Origin of the sequence: Enterobacter soli (genome assembly GCF_964208575.1) — a bacterium.
Classification (GTDB): domain Bacteria; phylum Pseudomonadota; class Gammaproteobacteria; order Enterobacterales; family Enterobacteriaceae; genus Enterobacter; species Enterobacter soli_A.
This window is the reverse complement of the sequence record NZ_CAXOFU010000009.1, coordinates 168,824-185,459: the sequence shown is the minus strand read 5'-3', so window position 1 is coordinate 185,459 and position 16,636 is coordinate 168,824. Positions and strand designations below refer to the sequence as shown.

13 protein-coding genes and 5 tRNA genes are annotated in these 16,636 nt (G+C 56.0%); 3 read left to right on the top strand and 15 right to left on the bottom strand.

From position 1 onward, the window contains the following. The 5 genes from AB6V08_RS11915 to AB6V08_RS11895 all read right to left on the bottom strand — a co-directional run. On the bottom strand, positions 1-545 hold a 545-nt coding region (locus AB6V08_RS11915), incomplete at its 3' end, for a GTP-binding protein (protein WP_262822802.1). Between the two features lie 118 nt (positions 546-663). Next, a tRNA-Thr gene (locus AB6V08_RS11910) sits at positions 664-739 on the bottom strand. A gap of 6 nt (positions 740-745) precedes the next feature. Continuing rightward, positions 746-820 (bottom strand) — tRNA-Gly (locus tag AB6V08_RS11905). 117 nt (positions 821-937) lie between these two features. Next, a tRNA-Tyr gene (locus AB6V08_RS11900) sits at positions 938-1,022 on the bottom strand. An 8-nt stretch (positions 1,023-1,030) separates the two neighbouring features. Next, positions 1,031-1,106: transfer RNA gene (locus AB6V08_RS11895), tRNA-Thr, on the bottom strand. 318 nt (positions 1,107-1,424) lie between these two features. Here AB6V08_RS11895 and coaA point away from each other — a divergent pair. Continuing rightward, a complete protein-coding gene (gene coaA / locus AB6V08_RS11890; protein WP_368542838.1) occupies positions 1,425-2,375 on the top strand; it encodes a type I pantothenate kinase in 951 nt (316 codons plus the stop codon). A gap of 54 nt (positions 2,376-2,429) precedes the next feature. Here coaA and dppF read toward each other — a convergent pair whose 3' ends face one another. The 9 genes from dppF to AB6V08_RS11845 form a co-directional block, all read right to left on the bottom strand. Further along, positions 2,430-3,443, bottom strand: coding sequence for a dipeptide ABC transporter ATP-binding subunit DppF (gene dppF / locus AB6V08_RS11885; protein WP_368542837.1), 1,014 nt, complete (start codon positions 3,441-3,443; stop codon positions 2,430-2,432). Further along, complete coding sequence (gene dppD, locus AB6V08_RS11880; protein ID WP_368542836.1) at positions 3,440-4,423, bottom strand: dipeptide ABC transporter ATP-binding protein; 984 nt, start codon at positions 4,421-4,423, stop codon at positions 3,440-3,442. The genes dppF and dppD overlap by 4 nt, the downstream gene beginning before the upstream one ends. A 10-nt stretch (positions 4,424-4,433) precedes the next feature. Continuing rightward, positions 4,434-5,336, bottom strand: a complete 903-nt coding sequence (gene dppC, locus AB6V08_RS11875; RefSeq protein WP_368542835.1) for a dipeptide ABC transporter permease DppC — start codon at positions 5,334-5,336, stop codon at positions 4,434-4,436. A gap of 9 nt (positions 5,337-5,345) precedes the next feature. Further along, complete coding sequence (gene dppB, locus AB6V08_RS11870; protein WP_368542834.1) at positions 5,346-6,365, bottom strand: dipeptide ABC transporter permease DppB; 1,020 nt, start codon at positions 6,363-6,365, stop codon at positions 5,346-5,348. A gap of 161 nt (positions 6,366-6,526) precedes the next feature. Beyond that, complete coding sequence (dppA, locus tag AB6V08_RS11865; protein WP_368542833.1) at positions 6,527-8,134, bottom strand: dipeptide ABC transporter periplasmic-binding protein DppA; 1,608 nt, start codon at positions 8,132-8,134, stop codon at positions 6,527-6,529. Positions 8,135-8,754: 620 nt separating this feature from the next. Next, positions 8,755-8,831 (bottom strand) — tRNA-Pro (locus AB6V08_RS11860). A 91-nt stretch (positions 8,832-8,922) separates the two neighbouring features. Continuing rightward, complete coding sequence (eptB, locus tag AB6V08_RS11855) at positions 8,923-10,614, bottom strand: kdo(2)-lipid A phosphoethanolamine 7''-transferase (RefSeq protein WP_368542832.1); 1,692 nt, start codon at positions 10,612-10,614, stop codon at positions 8,923-8,925. Positions 10,615-10,885: 271 nt separating this feature from the next. Further along, entirely contained in the window at positions 10,886-12,088 is a 1,203-nt protein-coding gene (locus AB6V08_RS11850; protein WP_368542831.1) for an L-lactate MFS transporter, read from the bottom strand. A 238-nt stretch (positions 12,089-12,326) separates the two neighbouring features. Next, positions 12,327-13,031 (bottom strand): autotransporter domain-containing protein, encoded by a 705-nt coding sequence (locus AB6V08_RS11845; protein ID WP_368542830.1) that lies wholly within the window; start codon positions 13,029-13,031, stop codon positions 12,327-12,329. Positions 13,032-13,190: 159 nt separating this feature from the next. Between AB6V08_RS11845 and tag the strand changes: the two genes are divergently transcribed. Continuing rightward, entirely contained in the window at positions 13,191-13,772 is a 582-nt protein-coding gene (tag, locus tag AB6V08_RS11840; protein WP_368542829.1) for a DNA-3-methyladenine glycosylase I, read from the top strand. Further along, positions 13,750-14,196: an N-acetyltransferase gene (locus AB6V08_RS11835; RefSeq protein WP_368542828.1), complete on the top strand. Its 447-nt coding sequence runs from the start codon at positions 13,750-13,752 to the stop codon at positions 14,194-14,196. Before tag ends, AB6V08_RS11835 begins: the two co-directional genes overlap by 23 nt. Here AB6V08_RS11835 and AB6V08_RS11830 read toward each other — a convergent pair. Then, the gene (locus tag AB6V08_RS11830; RefSeq protein WP_368542841.1) at positions 14,159-16,438 is read right to left on the bottom strand and encodes a molybdopterin guanine dinucleotide-containing S/N-oxide reductase; all 2,280 of its coding nucleotides are present in this window, start codon (positions 16,436-16,438) and stop codon (positions 14,159-14,161) included. The genes AB6V08_RS11835 and AB6V08_RS11830 overlap by 38 nt on opposite strands. Between the last annotated feature and the right edge of the window lie 198 nt (positions 16,439-16,636).

The following is a 16,636-nucleotide window of genomic DNA, read 5'->3' as shown; positions in this document are numbered from 1 at the left end:
TCGCCTTCCAGCGCTTTCAGAGCAGAACCACGAACGATTGGAGTATCGTCGCCTGGGAAATCGTACTGAGACAGCAGTTCACGAACTTCCATCTCTACCAGTTCCAGCAGCTCTTCGTCATCAACCATGTCGCATTTGTTCAGGAACACGATGATGAAAGGAACGCCTACCTGACGACCCAGCAGGATGTGCTCACGAGTCTGAGGCATTGGGCCGTCAGTCGCAGCAACAACCAGGATCGCGCCGTCCATCTGCGCAGCACCGGTGATCATGTTTTTAACATAGTCGGCGTGGCCTGGGCAGTCTACGTGTGCGTAGTGGCGAGTCGGGGTGTCGTATTCAACGTGGGAAGTGTTGATGGTGATACCACGAGCTTTTTCTTCTGGTGCGTTATCGATCTGGTCGAATGCACGAGCAGAACCACCGTAGGTTTTAGCCAGAACGGTAGTGATTGCAGCGGTCAGCGTTGTTTTACCATGGTCAACGTGGCCGATAGTACCGACGTTAACGTGCGGTTTTGTACGTTCAAACTTTTCTTTAGACATCGATTGTCCCTCTAAGACACGGATAAATCGGTGATATCACCACATCAACCAGGCGAAATGCCTGAACTGTTGAATACATTTAAATTGAAACAGAGAGAAACGGGAGGGAGAAGTGAAGTGGTGCTGATACCCAGAGTCGAACTGGGGACCTCACCCTTACCAAGGGTGCGCTCTACCAACTGAGCCATATCAGCACGTATTGGAGCGGGCAGCGGGAATCGAACCCGCATCATCAGCTTGGAAGGCTGAGGTAATAGCCATTATACGATGCCCGCATCCTGAAACTCGGCTACCCAGTTCTTTCTGTAACAAAAAAAGAGATTTCTCTCTTTTCATGTTTGAGCTGGCTAATTTTTTCAACCAGCTCCGGCGGCATTTACGCTGCCAGAAAGTGGTGGTGGGGGAAGGATTCGAACCTTCGAAGTCTGTGACGGCAGATTTACAGTCTGCTCCCTTTGGCCGCTCGGGAACCCCACCGGACTTGATGGTGCCGACTACCGGAATCGAACTGGTGACCTACTGATTACAAGTCAGTTGCTCTACCTACTGAGCTAAGTCGGCATCAAGTAGCGCGCATTCTATGGAGACATGCGCGGTCATGCAACTAAAAAATTGCATAAAACGTTCTTTCGCTCACATTTTATGCGAAAGAAGGTCTAAACGCTGTAAAATCACCCACTCACGGTTAAAAATCCATCGTTGCAAGGCTATTTACCGCGTATATCCCGTATCGTGATGGCTCCCGCGTAACGCAGCGCTGACCATATTTTTTCTTATTATTCCTGTCATCTGGTGTTAACCTCCTGCCCATTGTCCAAAATTAACTGTGTGATGCCCCCTGACGCTGCCGTTTTGTCGGGAATTCACGAAAACGTGCTTATGAGCAAAAAAGAGCAAACGTTAATGACGCCGTATCTTCAGTTTAACCGTAGCCAGTGGGCTGCCCTTCGCGATTCCGTCCCAATGACGCTAACGGAAGGCGAAATAGCACGGTTAAAAGGGATAAATGAAGACTTGTCGCTGGAAGAAGTCGCAGAGATCTATTTACCCTTATCTCGCTTACTCAATTTCTATATTAGCTCCAACCTGCGCCGCCAGGCGGTTCTCGAACAGTTCCTCGGCACCAACGGCCAGCGCATTCCTTATATCATCAGTATTGCCGGTAGCGTTGCCGTCGGGAAAAGCACCACCGCGCGCGTTTTACAAGCGCTGTTGAGCCGCTGGCCGGAGCACCGCAGCGTAGAGCTGATTACCACCGACGGCTTCCTGCACCCGAACGAAGTATTAAAAGAACGCGGCTTGATGAAGAAGAAGGGCTTCCCGCTCTCCTATGATATGCATCGCCTGGTTAAATTCGTTTCTGATCTGAAGTCTGGCGCGCCGAACGTCACCGCACCGGTTTACTCGCACCTGATTTACGACCGTATCCCGGATGGCGACAAAACGGTTGTGCAGCCGGACATTCTGATTCTGGAAGGGCTGAACGTTCTGCAAAGCGGCATGGACTATCCGCACGATCCGCATCATGTGTTTGTCTCTGACTTTGTCGATTTCTCTATCTATGTCGATGCGCCGGAAGATTTGCTGCAACGCTGGTATATCAACCGCTTCCTGAAATTCCGCGAGGGCGCGTTCACCGACCCTGACTCGTATTTCCATAACTACGCCCAGCTCTCTAAAGAAGAAGCGATCAACGTGGCGACCGGGCTGTGGAATGAGATCAACTACGTGAATCTGAAAGAGAACATTCTGCCCACGCGCGAGCGCGCCAGCCTGATCCTCACCAAGAGTGAGAAACACGCTGTCGACCAGATCCGCTTGCGTAAGTAGCAGAGCAGAAACAAAAAAAACCGGCGCTTATCGCCGGTTTTTTCATTTCAGGTTTCAGGAGAGCGGCTTTTCGCCGTTTTCGTCCTGGTCGACCGCAAAGCAGGCCACCAACTGACCGTTATAGTCTTTCAGCTGAGGCTGCAGCTGCGTGCAGGGGCCAAAGCGACGACGGCAGCGGGCGTTGAACGCGCATCCCGGAGGCGGATTCAGCGGGCTTGGCAGCTCGCCGGTTAGCTTGATGCGCTCGCGGCGATCGTCCGGGTTCAGGCGCGGCGTGGCGGACAGGAGCGCCTGGGTGTATGGGTGGCGAGGGTTATTAAAGATCTGGTCTTTCGTCCCCTTCTCCACGCAGCGCCCCAGGTACATCACCATCACTTCATCCGCGATGTGCTCCACAACGGACAGGTCGTGCGAAATGAACACGTAGGACAGCCCCAGCTCCTGCTGCAGATCCATCATCAGGTTTAGCACCTGCGCGCGCACGGAAACGTCGAGGGCAGAGACCGGTTCATCGGCGATCACCACGTCCGGGTCGAGCATCAGGCCGCGGGCGATAGCAATACGCTGGCGCTGACCGCCGGAGAACATATGCGGGTACCGATCGTAATGCTCGGTTTTCAGGCCGACTTTCGCCATCATCGCCAGCGCTTTTTCACGGCGCTGCTCTTTGCTCAGACTGCTGTTAATCAGCAGCGGCTCTTCGAGAATTTGCCCTACTTTCTTACGCGGGTTCAGCGAGCCGTACGGGTTCTGGAACACGATCTGGATTTTCTGACGACGCAGCTTCTGTGCCTGCGGATCGTGCTTGAGCAGATCCTGCCCCTGATAGTAAAGCTCGCCGCCGGTTGGCGTTTCGATCATCGTCAGCAGGCGGCCCAGCGTGGATTTCCCACAGCCGGACTCCCCGACCACCGCCAGCGTTTTACCGCGTTCGAGGGTGAAGGAGACGCCATCCAGCGCTTTCACCAGGCGCTCAGGGGCAAACAGCCCCTTCTTCACCGGGTAGTGTTTTTTCAGGTCGATGGCCTGCAACAGCAGTTGTTGCGTGGCGGCCTGTTGCGTACTCATAGTGTTGGCCTCCCGGCATCATCGAGTGGGTAGTGACATTTCGACTGGCGACCGTCGGCCAGCATATTCAGCTCTGGCTCTTCCGCGCGGCATTTGTCCGTCGCGTACGGGCAGCGCGGGTTGAGCAGGCAGCCCTGCGGACGGTCATATTTGCCCGGCACCACACCCGGCAGCGAGGCCAGGCGCGCTTTGTCCTGGGCAAATTCCGGCAGCGCGCGCAGCAGCGCCTGGGTATACGGGTGGCGCGGCGCGCGGAAGATATCGTGCGAACTTCCGGCCTCGACCACCTGCCCCGCATACATCACGATGATTTTGTGTGCCGCTTCAGCCACCAGCGCCAGGTCGTGCGTAATCAGCACCAGCGCCATGTTCTCTTTCTGCTGCAGCTCCAGCAGCAGCTCGATGATTTGCGCCTGAATGGTTACGTCCAGCGCGGTTGTCGGTTCATCCGCAATCAGCAGTTTTGGCCGACAGGCAATCGCCATCGCAATCATTACGCGCTGGCTCATCCCACCGGAGAGCTGATGAGGATAAACGTCCAGACGGGATGCCGGATCGGGGATCCCCACCTGCGTCAGCAGGTCAATCGCACGCTGACGACGGGTTTTCTTGTTACCGCCCTGATGCACCTTAATCGCTTCCATTATCTGGAAACCGACGGTGTAGCACGGGTTCAGGCTGGTCATCGGATCCTGGAAAATCATCGCCACTTCCGCGCCCACCAGTTGGCGGCGCTGTCTTTCGGAAATGCGCTTCAGATCCTGACCATTAAATTCCAGGCTTTCCGCCATCACGCGGCCCGGGTAATCAATCAGCCCCATAATCGCCAGCGAGCTAACGGATTTACCGGAACCGGATTCCCCCACGATACCGACCACTTCGCCCTGATTTACGCTGTAGCTGATGCGGTCCACGGCGCGAAACGGTGTGCCTTCGTCGCCGAAGTGCACCGATAATTTATCTACATTTAATAACGCCATCTCGTGCCTCTTACTGCTTCAGTTTGGGATCAAGTGCATCACGCAGACCATCACCCATCAGGTTAAATGCCAGCACCGTCAGCAGAATCGCCAGACCCGGGAAGGTGACGACCCACCAGGCGCTTTGCGCGAACTGCAACACGTCGGAGAGCATGGTGCCCCACTCCGGCGTTGGCGGCTGCGCACCCATGCCAAGGAAGCCAAGAGCGGCCATATCGAGAATGGCGTTAGAGAAACCGAGCGACGCCTGAACGATCAGCGGCGCAAGGCAGTTCGGGAAGATGTTAACGAACATCTGACGCATCGCACCGGCACCCGCCACGCGGGAAGCGGTGACGTAGTCGCGATTCACCTCGACCAGAACGGCTGCACGGGTTAATCGGACATAGTGCGGAAGTGCAACAAACGTCAGCGCCAGCGCGGCGTTACCGATCGACGGGCCGAAGATTGCCACCAGCACCAGCGCCAGCAGCAGGCTTGGCAGCGCCAGCATGATGTCGACGATACGCATGATGATGTTATCAACGATACCGCCGAAATAGCCGGCAACCAGGCCGAGTATGATCCCCATCACCAGCGACAGCACGACCACCAGACAGCCGACCAGCAGCGACAGGCGCGCTCCGTACATCAGGCGCGACAGCACATCGCGGCCTACGTCGTCCGTGCCTAACAGGTGCGTCAGACTACCGCCGTCCTGCCATGCAGGCGGCGCGAGCAGCGCATCGCGGAACTGATCTGCCGGGTTATAAGGCGCAAGCACGTTCGCAAATACGGCAATCAGAATCATGATGGTGACGTACACCAGCCCGACCACCGCGCCTTTATTGCGTTTGAAGTAGTGCCAGAACTCCTGCAGCGGCGTCATTGGAACCGGTGCAGCAACAACTTTGTTTTCAGAAACCTGTGACATGATGGCCCCTTACTTCTTATGACGAATACGCGGGTTCACCACGCCGTACAGCAGATCGACCAGCAGGTTGACGAGGATAATCATCGTCGCAACCAGCAGCACGCCGCCCTGCACTACCGGATAATCACGGCGCTGCAGTGCGTCAATCAGCCAACGCCCCAGCCCCGGCCAGGAGAAGATGGTTTCGGTCAGGATCGCACCTGCCAGCAACGTGCCCACCTGCAGCCCGATAACGGTTACCACTGGCAGCATCGCGTTACGCAGCGCGTGAACGATAATGACGCGCATGCGGGTCAGGCCTTTGGCGCGCGCGGTACGAATGTAGTCCTCACCGAGCACTTCCAGCATGGAGGAGCGGGTCATACGCACGATAACCGCCAGCGGAATTGTCCCCAGCACCATCGCAGGCAGGATCATGTGCGCCACGGCATCAATGAAGTTGCCCTCTTCGCCCCAAATCGCCGTGTCGATCAGCATAAAGCCGGTCAACGGGTTGGAGTCGTCAAGGAAGACCATATCGCTGACGCGCCCGGATACCGGGGTCAGGTTCCAGTGAACCGAAACCAGCATAATCAGCATCATGCCCCACCAGAAGATAGGCATGGAGTAGCCGGTCAGCGCCAGGCCAACGGCAGTATGGTCGAAGATAGAGCCACGCTTCACGGCAGCCAGTACCCCAACAGGAATACCCACCGCGGTGGCGAAAATCATGGCGCAGACGCCGAGTTCCAGCGTGGCTTTAAAACGCGGTACGAACTCGTCCCACACCGGAAGACGGCTTTTCAGCGAAATCCCTAAATCACCGTGCAGCACGCCCCAGATATAGTTGAGGTACTGCTGCCACAGCGGCTTGTTCAGGCCAAGCTCCGCCAGCAGCTGTGCATGACGTTCAGGGGAGATACCACGCTCGCCCGCCATAATCATTACCGGGTCGCCGGGGATCATATGGACGAAGGCAAAAGTGAGAAGGGTGATACCGATAAACGTGGGGATGACAAGTCCCAGACGTCGGAGGATGAACTGCAACATAACCCGGATTCTCTCTGATGACGCACGACAAGTGGCGTGACGTCTGTATTGCTCACAAATGTAAATTCCCTCTCCCTGCGGAGAGGGTTAGGGTGAGGGCGCGTTTGCACAACCCCCCACCCCTGCCCTCTCCCAAAAGGAGAGGGAGAACACCCTACTTATTATTCAACAGACACGTTTTCGAAGTGGTGTTTGCCCAGTGGATCAACCACGTAGCCCTTCACTTCTTTACGCACTGGCTCGTACACGGTGGAGTGAGCAACAATCAGCGCCGGAGCCTGATCGTGCATAACAACCTGCGCTTGTTTGTACAGTTCGATACGTTTGTTGTGATCGTCGGTCGCGCGCGCCGGCTGGATCAGGTCTTCAAACGGCTTGTAGCACCAGCGAGAGTAGTTAGAACCGTCTTTCGCCGCTGCGCAGCTGAACAGGGTGGCGAAGAAGTTGTCCGGATCCCCGTTGTCACCGGTCCAGCCCATCATCACAGCCTGGTGTTCACCCGCTTTGGCGCGTTTCAGGTACTCGCCCCACTCGTAGGTCACGATCTTGGCCTGAACGCCAATCTTCGCCCAGTCGGCCTGAACCATTTCCGCCATACGGCGTGCGTTCGGGTTGTACGGACGCTGTACCGGCATCGCCCACAGCTCAACGGTGAAGCCTTTATCCTGGCCTGCTTCTTTCAGCAGCGCTTTCGCTTTCTCAGGATCGTAGGTGTAGTCCTTAATATCATCGTTGTAGCCCCACATTGTTGGTGGGATCAGGTTCTTCGCGGCAACGCCTGCGCCCTGATAAACCGCTTTGATGATCGCTTCTTTGTTCACCGCGTAGGTCAGCGCCTGACGCACTTTCACGTCGTCAAACGGTTTCTTCTCGGTGTTGAAGGAGAGATAGCCCACGTTCAGACCAGCCTGCTCCAGCAGGTTGATGTTTTTGTCCTGCTTCATGCGAGCGATGTCAGCCGGGTTCGGGTACGGCATAACCTGGCACTCGTTTTTCTGCAGTTTGGCATAACGTACGGACGCATCCGGGGTGATGGAGAAGACCAGACGGTCGATCTGCGGTTTCGTGCCCCAGTAGCCTTCAAACGCTTTGTACAGAATGCGGGAGTCTTTCTGGTATTGCAGCAGCTGGAATGGACCGGTACCGATTGGGTTCAGGTCAACTTTCTCCGGGGTGCCCGCTTTCAGCATGTTGTCCGCGTACTCTTTCGACAGAATAGAGGCGAAGTCCATAGCCAGGTCAGCCAGGAATGGGGCTTCCGGGCGGGTCAGCACGAACTGAACGGTTTTATCGTCAACTTTTTTCACTTCAGAGATCAGGTCTGGCAGACCCATCCCTTCGAAGTATTCATAGCTGCCGCCAGACACCTTGTGGTAAGGGTTCTGAGCGTTTTTCTGACGATCGAAGGAGAACACAACGTCGTCGGCGTTAAAGTCGCGCGTTGGTTTGAATTCTTTACTGTCCTGCCACTTCACGCCCTGACGCAGGTGGAAGGTGTAGGTTTTACCGTCTTCGCTGACGTCCCACTTCTCAGCCAGACCCGGAATAACTTCCGTGGTGCCGGTTTTGAATTCAACCAGACGGTTATAGATAGGTACAGAGCTAGCGTCGTACGTCGTACCAGAGGTAAAGAGCTGTGGGTTAAAGCCTTCCGGCGAGCCTTCAGAACAGTAAACCAGGGTTTTTGCCTGTACGCTTGCTGCGACGGTCATGGCCACCAGGCTCAGACCAAGCTTCAGCATCCCTGACTTCTTCAAGGAAATACTCATTATTCTGCTCCAATGTGATGTTTTGCTTTGTTGTGTTACGCCGCCTGACCTTTATTTATTTTTTACCCGGTCTGGTCGGTGATGCCCGTAGGCGTTAAAGGGATGGAGAATCCTTTCAGAAGAGCGTTTGAGTTGCAGCGCAGATCCTCCCTGAAATGCCCCTCGTGCCCTACAATCTGTCAACAGAATGTGAAAACGTCAATACAGGTGGCGGGGATTTACGTGGAGTGTGAGAAACAGCAAACAAAGATTAAAAAAACTCTGAGAGCCAGTTTTCAGCAGGGAAATTTATGCTACTCGCCATGATGCAGCACAAAAAACTTCATATTTCGCAACATCCAGTGATTAACTTTTATTCAGATTGGGTAAATTTTCTTGCGAAATGGTGATTATCTGAGCACTAAATACCGCGAACGTTAAAACGCACAGCGAAAAATGCTGAGGTTATCCATAAGCAACGCGAAAAAAGATCAATCCATATATAAAAAAATACAATGGATTATGTCACAAAACCGAGAGCAGGCAGCGTGAAGCGGGGATAAGGGGCGTTTTGGATAATTAAGGTGAATAAATCACTAATGCAAAAAGGGCTAACCTTACGGTTAGCCCTTTTCTGAATGTGGTCGGCGAGAGAGGATTCGAACCTCCGACCCACTGGTCCCAAACCAGTTGCGCTACCAAGCTGCGCTACTCGCCGAATGCGGAGCGCATCTTACTGCTGAGGTGCGCCCCCGTCAATCCCTTAAATTAAAAAAGCCATTCAACTGGCGAGAAACTCGCCAGACGCCCTACTGCGCGGCTTTTGCAGCATTATCAGGGAGCTTACACCAGTTGTTATTTTCGTTAATGCCACCGTCCGGAGAGGTATAGCCCAGGCAACCCATGATGGTGTCATACAGCTCAACGTGACGGCGCGGCACCTTCATGTCGGCCTCTTTCTTCAGGTGGGCAAACATCTGCGCTTTTTCCGGGTCTTCCAGATACTTGTCAGACATCCACACCATCATCGGCACGCGGAACTGCTCAGGCGGCGCCATTTTGCGCGGCGTGCCGTGCAGGTGCTCAAACTCGTTGATGGACTCACCGTGGTCGGCGGCGTAGAACACAATCGCTTTCTTATCGCGCACCTGGTCAATCACGCTATCAATAAAGTGATCGACGTAGGTCACGGAGTTGTCGTAGGAGTTAATCAGCTGCTCTTTGGTGCAGTCTTTATCCACGCCCACGCACTCCGGCGTCCACTTCGCGAAGCTGCGCGGATAACGCTGGGTGTAGTTAAAGTGCGACCCCTTGGTGTGCAGGATGATCATGTGCTTGCCGTCCGGATTACCGTTCAGGGAGAGCTTCATCTCGTCAATCAGCAGCATGTCATCCACCGCTTTGCCGCGGTTGCGCGGCTCGGCGCCAATCTGCTCGCGGTAGGCGATGTTCTGCGCCATGGTGTTGCTGTAGAACCACATTTCGCTCTGCATGGCGTACAAGTCAGAGCTAAACCCAAGCTGATGCAGCACGGAGAAGACGTTCTGCTCCTTCAGGGTACGCTGCGGGTTGTCGCTCGCCCCGCCCTCACGCACGAACATACAGCGCAGGGAGAGCTTGGTGGCGGTGTCGCAGGAGTAGCCGCGATAGGCGATCAGGTTTTTCTCCTGCGCCAGCTTCGGCGTGGTGTCACGGTCGTAGCCCAGGATGCCCATGTGATCCCAGCGGGTGGTTTCACCGATGATAAAGACGACGTAGGTGTCATCGATATCCTTCGGGGCCACGTAGGTAAACTTCTTCGCCGGGTTCATCAGCGATTTGTTGTCAGAGGATTCATCCACCTGCGCCCAGGCGTAGAGGCCCAGCGCGGAGATCCAGTTTGACGGCAGATAGGAGTTCGCCACCACGCCGCCGTAGCTTGGCATATCCACGCCGGAGGTGCGCTCGTCGTACTTTTGCTTCACGTCCAGCAGACGAATCGGCCCCCACACCAGCAGCCCGGCCACCAGCACCACCGCCACGCTTCGAAAGCGCTTACCCGGGGTGCGGATCTGGTGAACCAGCGTATACCGGCAGCGGTTGCTCCAGATGAGCAGCAGCGGTAAGGCGCTCACCGCCACCAGCCAGAGAATAAAGTGCAGGCCAACGACCTCTTTAGAGAGATCGATATCCGTGGTCATCACCGAGGCAATAATGCCGTAGCCGATCACCACGTTCATAAAGGTCATGTAATAGCTGGCCCCCGCCGAGCACAGCACAACCAACGTTGCCAGCACCCGCCATACGCGACGACCAAACAGAGAGAGAATACGGAATAAGAAGAAGGTGACTAATACCGCAGCGACCATTTCGACAACCGCTGCAATTCCTTTCCAGACGGTGAAATCTTGCGCGTAACCGTCAAACCGACGGAAAAAAACAGCGCCATTCATAAACAGGCCGATGTACAACGCCAGCAAAAAGCACAGCTTTTGTTGCGCCATCGATTTAATGTATTTCATGCAAGCTACCCGGAAAAAGGGACTGTAACGCCGTTCACACCTGAATCAAATGTGAACAGATTAAATATTCGCTCAGGGAATCGTTCTAAGAAACGTCTACAAGCGTGGTCAGTAGACCACAGGGAAACAAAAAAGTGGCAGCAGAGAATGTGATCGGTACAGTTATTTACAAAAAATCAAATCCGAACGCGGACATTTTCGTCTAAGTCACCGTTTTTCAGACATAAAAAAGGCCGGATATCCGGCCTTCTGGTGGGTTAGCTTGTGCTTATTACGCGTGCGCTTCGTTAAACACTTCGCGCTGCGGCTGGCGAATGGTGGTGGAGAGCGCCAGGGAAATAATCAGTAAGGCGAATATTACGCAGAAGGTCACGTAGAAACCGCCGAACAGAGAGGCAATCAGCGAGCCGCAAATACTGCCGATACCGAAGCCTAAATAAATCACACCGTAGTTTTTCGCCAGGTTGTTCAGGCCAAAGAATTCGCTGACCAGTGACGGGAAGACGGTAATGGTGCCGCCGAAGTTAAACGCTACGCAGGCGATGGCGGCGAAGAAGGTGGCTTCGTTCAGCGGCGCAAAGAGCAGCGCGGCCATCCCCACCAGCGACACCACCTGACCCAGCGTAATGACGCGGATGCGGGCAATTTTATCGGACAGGATCCCCAGCACCAGGCGACCAGACAGGTTCGCGATAGAAATAACCGTCACCGCGTTCGCCGCCGTCATTGCATCCAGTTTCACCATGCCCTGAGCGATATCTTTCGCCACGCCAATCACATACAGGCCGCTCATGCACGCCGTCAGGAACATCACCGCCAGCATCCAGTACTGCGGTTTACGCATGGATTGCGCCAGGGTGAAGTCGTTTTCCATCACGCCGTTGACCGATTTCACTTCCTGCTGCGGCGCGTCTTTCATCAGCGTTGCGCCGAAGAGGATCATCACCAGCACAATTGCGCCCCAGATCATGAAGGTTTTTTCGAGGCCAACGGAGGCCAGCAGCTGTGAATCGATAAATTTGAAGCCGAGGCTGCCCAGGCCGTAGGAGCCGATGGCAAACGCCGAGATTAAGCCTTTACGCTCAGGGAACCATTTCACGCAGTTCGACAGGGTCAGCAGGTAGCCCGCGCCGTCTGCCAGACCCACCAGCACCCCGGCGCTCAGCCACAGCATCATCAGGTTGCTGGAGTGGGCGGTCAGGAAGAAGCCAACGCCCAGCAGGATACCGGACGCCATGGTCACGCGCTTAACGCCAAAACGTTCCTGCAGCTTCCCGGCGATGGATGAAGAGAGCGCCAGACCCAGGCTCAACAGGCCGAATGAAAACGCCACCTGGCTCACCGGAGCATCGAGCTTGTCGGAAAGTGCGCTGTTAAACAGGCTCCAGGTGTAGACCGAACCCAGCGCAAACTGGGTCACGATGGTGCCGATAAGGGTCAGCCAGCGAGTGCGGTTGTATGTTGATGTGTTCATGGCAGTTGTCCTGCAAGAGAAATTAAGGGAATTCGCTGAGGACAACGATAACCAAAACCCTAAAACCGATGGGGTAAAACGGCATGAAGTGCAGGAGAAACGGAATGAAATGCCTGGAATGCGGAATGAATGACCTTGCCGGGGAACAGAGTGCACACAAGTTAGTGTTCACTATCGCTGTAACCCCGACCAGCATTGTATTAAAAATGTTATAGCAGTGTTGAGAAAAGCAACACCCCTAAAATTTGGCACTCACTCCCAGGGTATATAAAAAGTCTTCCCCGGTGGTGGTGTTATCCGCCTGAGACAGCGACGCGTAAGCCGCCATATGGGGATAAACCAGAACATCCGCCCCTACGGTGACATCCATCCAGTTTCCGTACTGCGTCGGCGAAGGCGACTGGGACATGCCAAACTGCGATTTCCACTGGTTTTCACCAAACTGCTGGTTATAGCTGATTTGCGCCCAGGGGCGCAGATCCCCGTACTGCGTATCCACGCGCCAGCCGAGCGAACTGACGCTGGCGTGCCAGAGAGGATCGGTGAGCGATGGCGTGGCTGCGCTGTCGCCAAACTCGTTGTACATGTTCGGCGCCGTGCCGTCATAGCGCCATGCCACGACCGGCCCGGTGGTGATATGGCCGGAAACCGGGAAGTTCCAGCCCACACTCATGCCGCCGGTCGCATCCGTAGACGCGTCCGAGGGAAGATTCAGGGCAAGCCCCGGCACGTTCTGCGAGGTATTAATTCGCTCCGCGAGAATATCTTCATAGCGCGGTTGGTGATCGGCATCCCATGTATAACGTTCTGCCGTATTACTTTGCGCGTCTGAAACGATATATTCCTGTTGCCAGGCGAAAGCTGTGTTACAAAAAAACAAGCAGGCTGAGACACCCACCAGGCCAGAAACAGCATGGCAGCCACTGATTTTTTTTATCATCATCAAAGCGACTCCAGAAAGAGCCGAATTCGGCGATATTTGTCATTGTTTAGAAAGGTATGAGGGCCTTAGCCCTGTATTAACTATTGTCTCTTTAGCAGACACGTCAAGCCTGACAGATTGAAATTTTTGCGGTTTCAGGACCGATAAGGGAGATAACCTATGCAACGTTGCGGCTGGGTAAGCCAGGATCAGCTTTATATCGACTACCACGATAGCGAATGGGGCGTGCCGGTAAAAGACGGCAAAAAACTGTTTGAGATGATCTGCCTCGAAGGCCAGCAGGCAGGTCTGTCGTGGATTACGGTGCTGAAAAAGCGCGAGAACTACCGCAAAGCCTTCCATCAGTTCGACCCGGTGACGGTCGCGGCAATGACCGAAGAGGACGTCGAACGCCTGGTGCTGGACGCCGGGATTATCCGCCATCGCGGCAAGATCCAGGCCATTATCGGTAACGCCCGCGCCTGGCTGGCGATGGAGCAAAACGGCGAGCCGTTTTCAGACTTTGTCTGGTCGTTTGTAGAACACACGCCGAAAGTCACCCAGGCCGCCACGCTCGCGGAGATCCCTACCTCGACGCCCGCCTCCGACGCGCTCTCTAAGGCGTTGAAGAAAAGAGGCTTTAAGTTCGTGGGCACCACAATCTGTTACTCGTTTATGCAGGCCTGTGGGCTGGTGAATGACCACATCACAGGCTGTTTCTGTCACCCGGGGGGCGTTGATGATCCGCAAATGGCAAAATGAGAACACCGCGCCGCTGCTAAGCCTGTGGCTTGACAGTACGACCGAAGCGCATCCGTTTATCGACCCGGAATACTGGAAAGAGAATGAAATTCTCGTGCGCGATGTTTATCTCCCCTCCGCCGAAACCTGGGTCTGGGAAGAGGACGGAACCCCGCGCGGATTCGTCAGCGTGATGCAGTCGCAGTTTGTCGGCGCGCTGTTCGTCGCCCCGGCGTTTATCGGCAGGGGGATCGGGCGCGCGCTGCTGAACTCAGTCCAGCAGCGCTATCCTTATCTCAGCCTGGAGGTGTATCAGAAAAACGTCCGGGCGGTGAATTTCTACCACGCGCAGGGCTTTCGCATTGAAGACAGCGCCTGGCAGGATGATACCCAACACCCGACGTGGATCATGAGCTGGCAGGCGGATCAAACGCCGTTAATTTAAGCTCCGGCCCCTGATATTTCTCCACCCACGCCAGCGCCGTATTCCCGGCACAGCCGTTCCCCAGCTTCGAGCTGGGGAGATCTTTGGTTAACACGTTAACGGCGCCGTTTTTGCAGATCCCGCCTTCGCTCCGCTCAAGGTCGGGCCACGCGCCCTGGTGAATGCAGATCACCCCGGGGCGAATGCCGTCGCTCACCACCGCTCCGGCCAGCACCTGCCCGCGAGAGTTCCAGACGCGCACCACGTCGCCATCCACAATCCCGCGCGCTTTCGCATCTTCCGTATTCAGCGTGATGGGCTCGCGCCCGGCGACGGCGTAGGTATCACGCAGCGATGAGTAGTTGAGCTGGCTGTGCAGACGATGCGCCGGGTGAGCGGACAGCACCTGCAATTGCGCCGGCTGCGCATTGCCGTGCCACTCGTCCGGCTCCAGCCACTTCGGATGCGGCGGGCAGTCGGCGTAGCCAAAGCTGGCGATGCGCTGGCTGTAAATGACGATTTTCCCGCTCTCGGTTTTCAGCGGGTGCTTTTCCGGGTCGCGACGGAAGTCCGCAAAGCGGACAAACTGCGCGTTCTCCTCGCTCTCCGGCATTTCGAAAATCGCGTTCGCTTCCCAGAATTCGTTGAACGGCGGCAGGGTTACCCCCTGCGCGGCACCCCGCTGTCCGGCAATCTGGTAGAAGGTTTCCAGCCATTCCAGGTCGGTTTTGCCTTCGGTGAAGCGCTCGCGGCCGCCCTCCTCCCAGCGCTCGCTCAGATCGGCGAACACGTCCAGATCGTCACGCGCTTCGTCGCGCGGCGGCACAACCCGCTTCATCGGCACCATATGCTGGTTGCTGTAGTCGCCGGTCATGGTGAGATCGTTGCGTTCAAACGAGGTGGTGGCAGGCAGGACAATATCCGCATGCTTAGCGGCCGCCGTCCAGAAGCACTCTGAAATCACCACCAGCTCCGGCTTCTGCCAGGCGCGGATCAGGCGGTTAGTGTCCTGATGATGGGTGAAGTTCGCGCCGCCCGCCCACCAGACGAAGCGGATATCCGGGAAGTGCCTGTCCATACCGTTGTGCTGATAAAAGCCGCCGGGGTTTTCCAGGGCTTCGACGATGCGCGCCACCGGGATTTTCTCCACGGCGTCGGTGCCGTTTTGCACCGAGCCCTGCATGGAGGCCAGCACCGCGGCTTTGCGCGTCGGGTTGCCGCCGTTGGCGAAGTGGTAAGAGAGGCCAAACCCGCCGCCCGGCGTGCCAATCTGTCCCAGCATGGCGGCAAGGGTGACCAGCATCCAGTGCTTTTGCTCGCCAAACTGCTGGCGCTGCATCCCCCAGCCGGACATCAGCATGGTGGTGTTTTCATGGAATAACGCCGCCAGTTCGCGGATTTTATCGCCGCTGATGCCGCAAATCTCTGCCGCCCAGTCCGCCGTTTTCGCCACGCCGTCGCTTTTCCCGGTCACGTACTCCGCGAAGGCGTCGAAGCCGGTGGTGCAGCGCGCGAGGAAATCGCTGTCGTGCCAGCCGTTCTCAATCAGCGTGTGGGCGATCCCGAGCATCATCGCCACGTCCGTGCCCATGTGCGGCGCAAGCCATTCGGCGCTGTCGCCGAAGAAATCCATGGTCTCGGAGCGCATTGGGTCAATGCAGATAATGCGTTTGCCGCTTTTGCGCAGCGCGTCGAAGTAGGAAATGCCCTGCTCGTCGGAGGCGTTCCAGGCAATCTTCAGCGTGTTGAGCGGGTTGGCGCTCCAGAGCACCACCACGTCGGTATGTTCCAGCACCAGCGGCCAGCTGGTCTGCTGCTGGTAAACCTCATTGCCGCCCACCACGTAGGGCATGATGGCCTGCGCCGCGCCCGTGGAGTAATCCCCCAGATGCCCGGTATATCCCCCGGCCAGGCTCATGTAGCGCTGCAAAAGCGTCGCCGCTTTGTGCAGCACACCGTTTGAGCGCCAGCCGTAAGAGCCCGCGAAGATAGACGCCGGGCCATAGGTTTCACGAATACGTTTATGCTGCGAATGGATTAGCGCGAGCGCGTCATCCCAGCTCACGCGAACAAATTCATCCTGCCCGCGAACGCCCTGCGGTTTGTCCGGCGACGCCAGAAAGCCCTTACGCACCATCGGCCAGCGCACGCGCGTTTTGCTGTGGACCTGATCGCGGACCATGGTTTGCAGCGAGTTAGGGTGTTGCACGGGCAAGGCCCCGCGGGATGACAGGACATTTTCGCCGTCGGTTTCGACCAGCATCGGGCCCCAGTGGGCGGCGGTCAGAATGGTTTTGGTTGATGTGCTCAAGCGTGCGCTCCTGGATGCGTGCAGGTTTACGGCCTTCTGATTGAGGCTGTTTATGATTTGACACAAATTTCAGAGTTATACCCGGAATTTTCTCCGTATCTGGACGTCATAATCAACCGCCACGCGCGTCGTGGCAAAGAATAAAAAGGA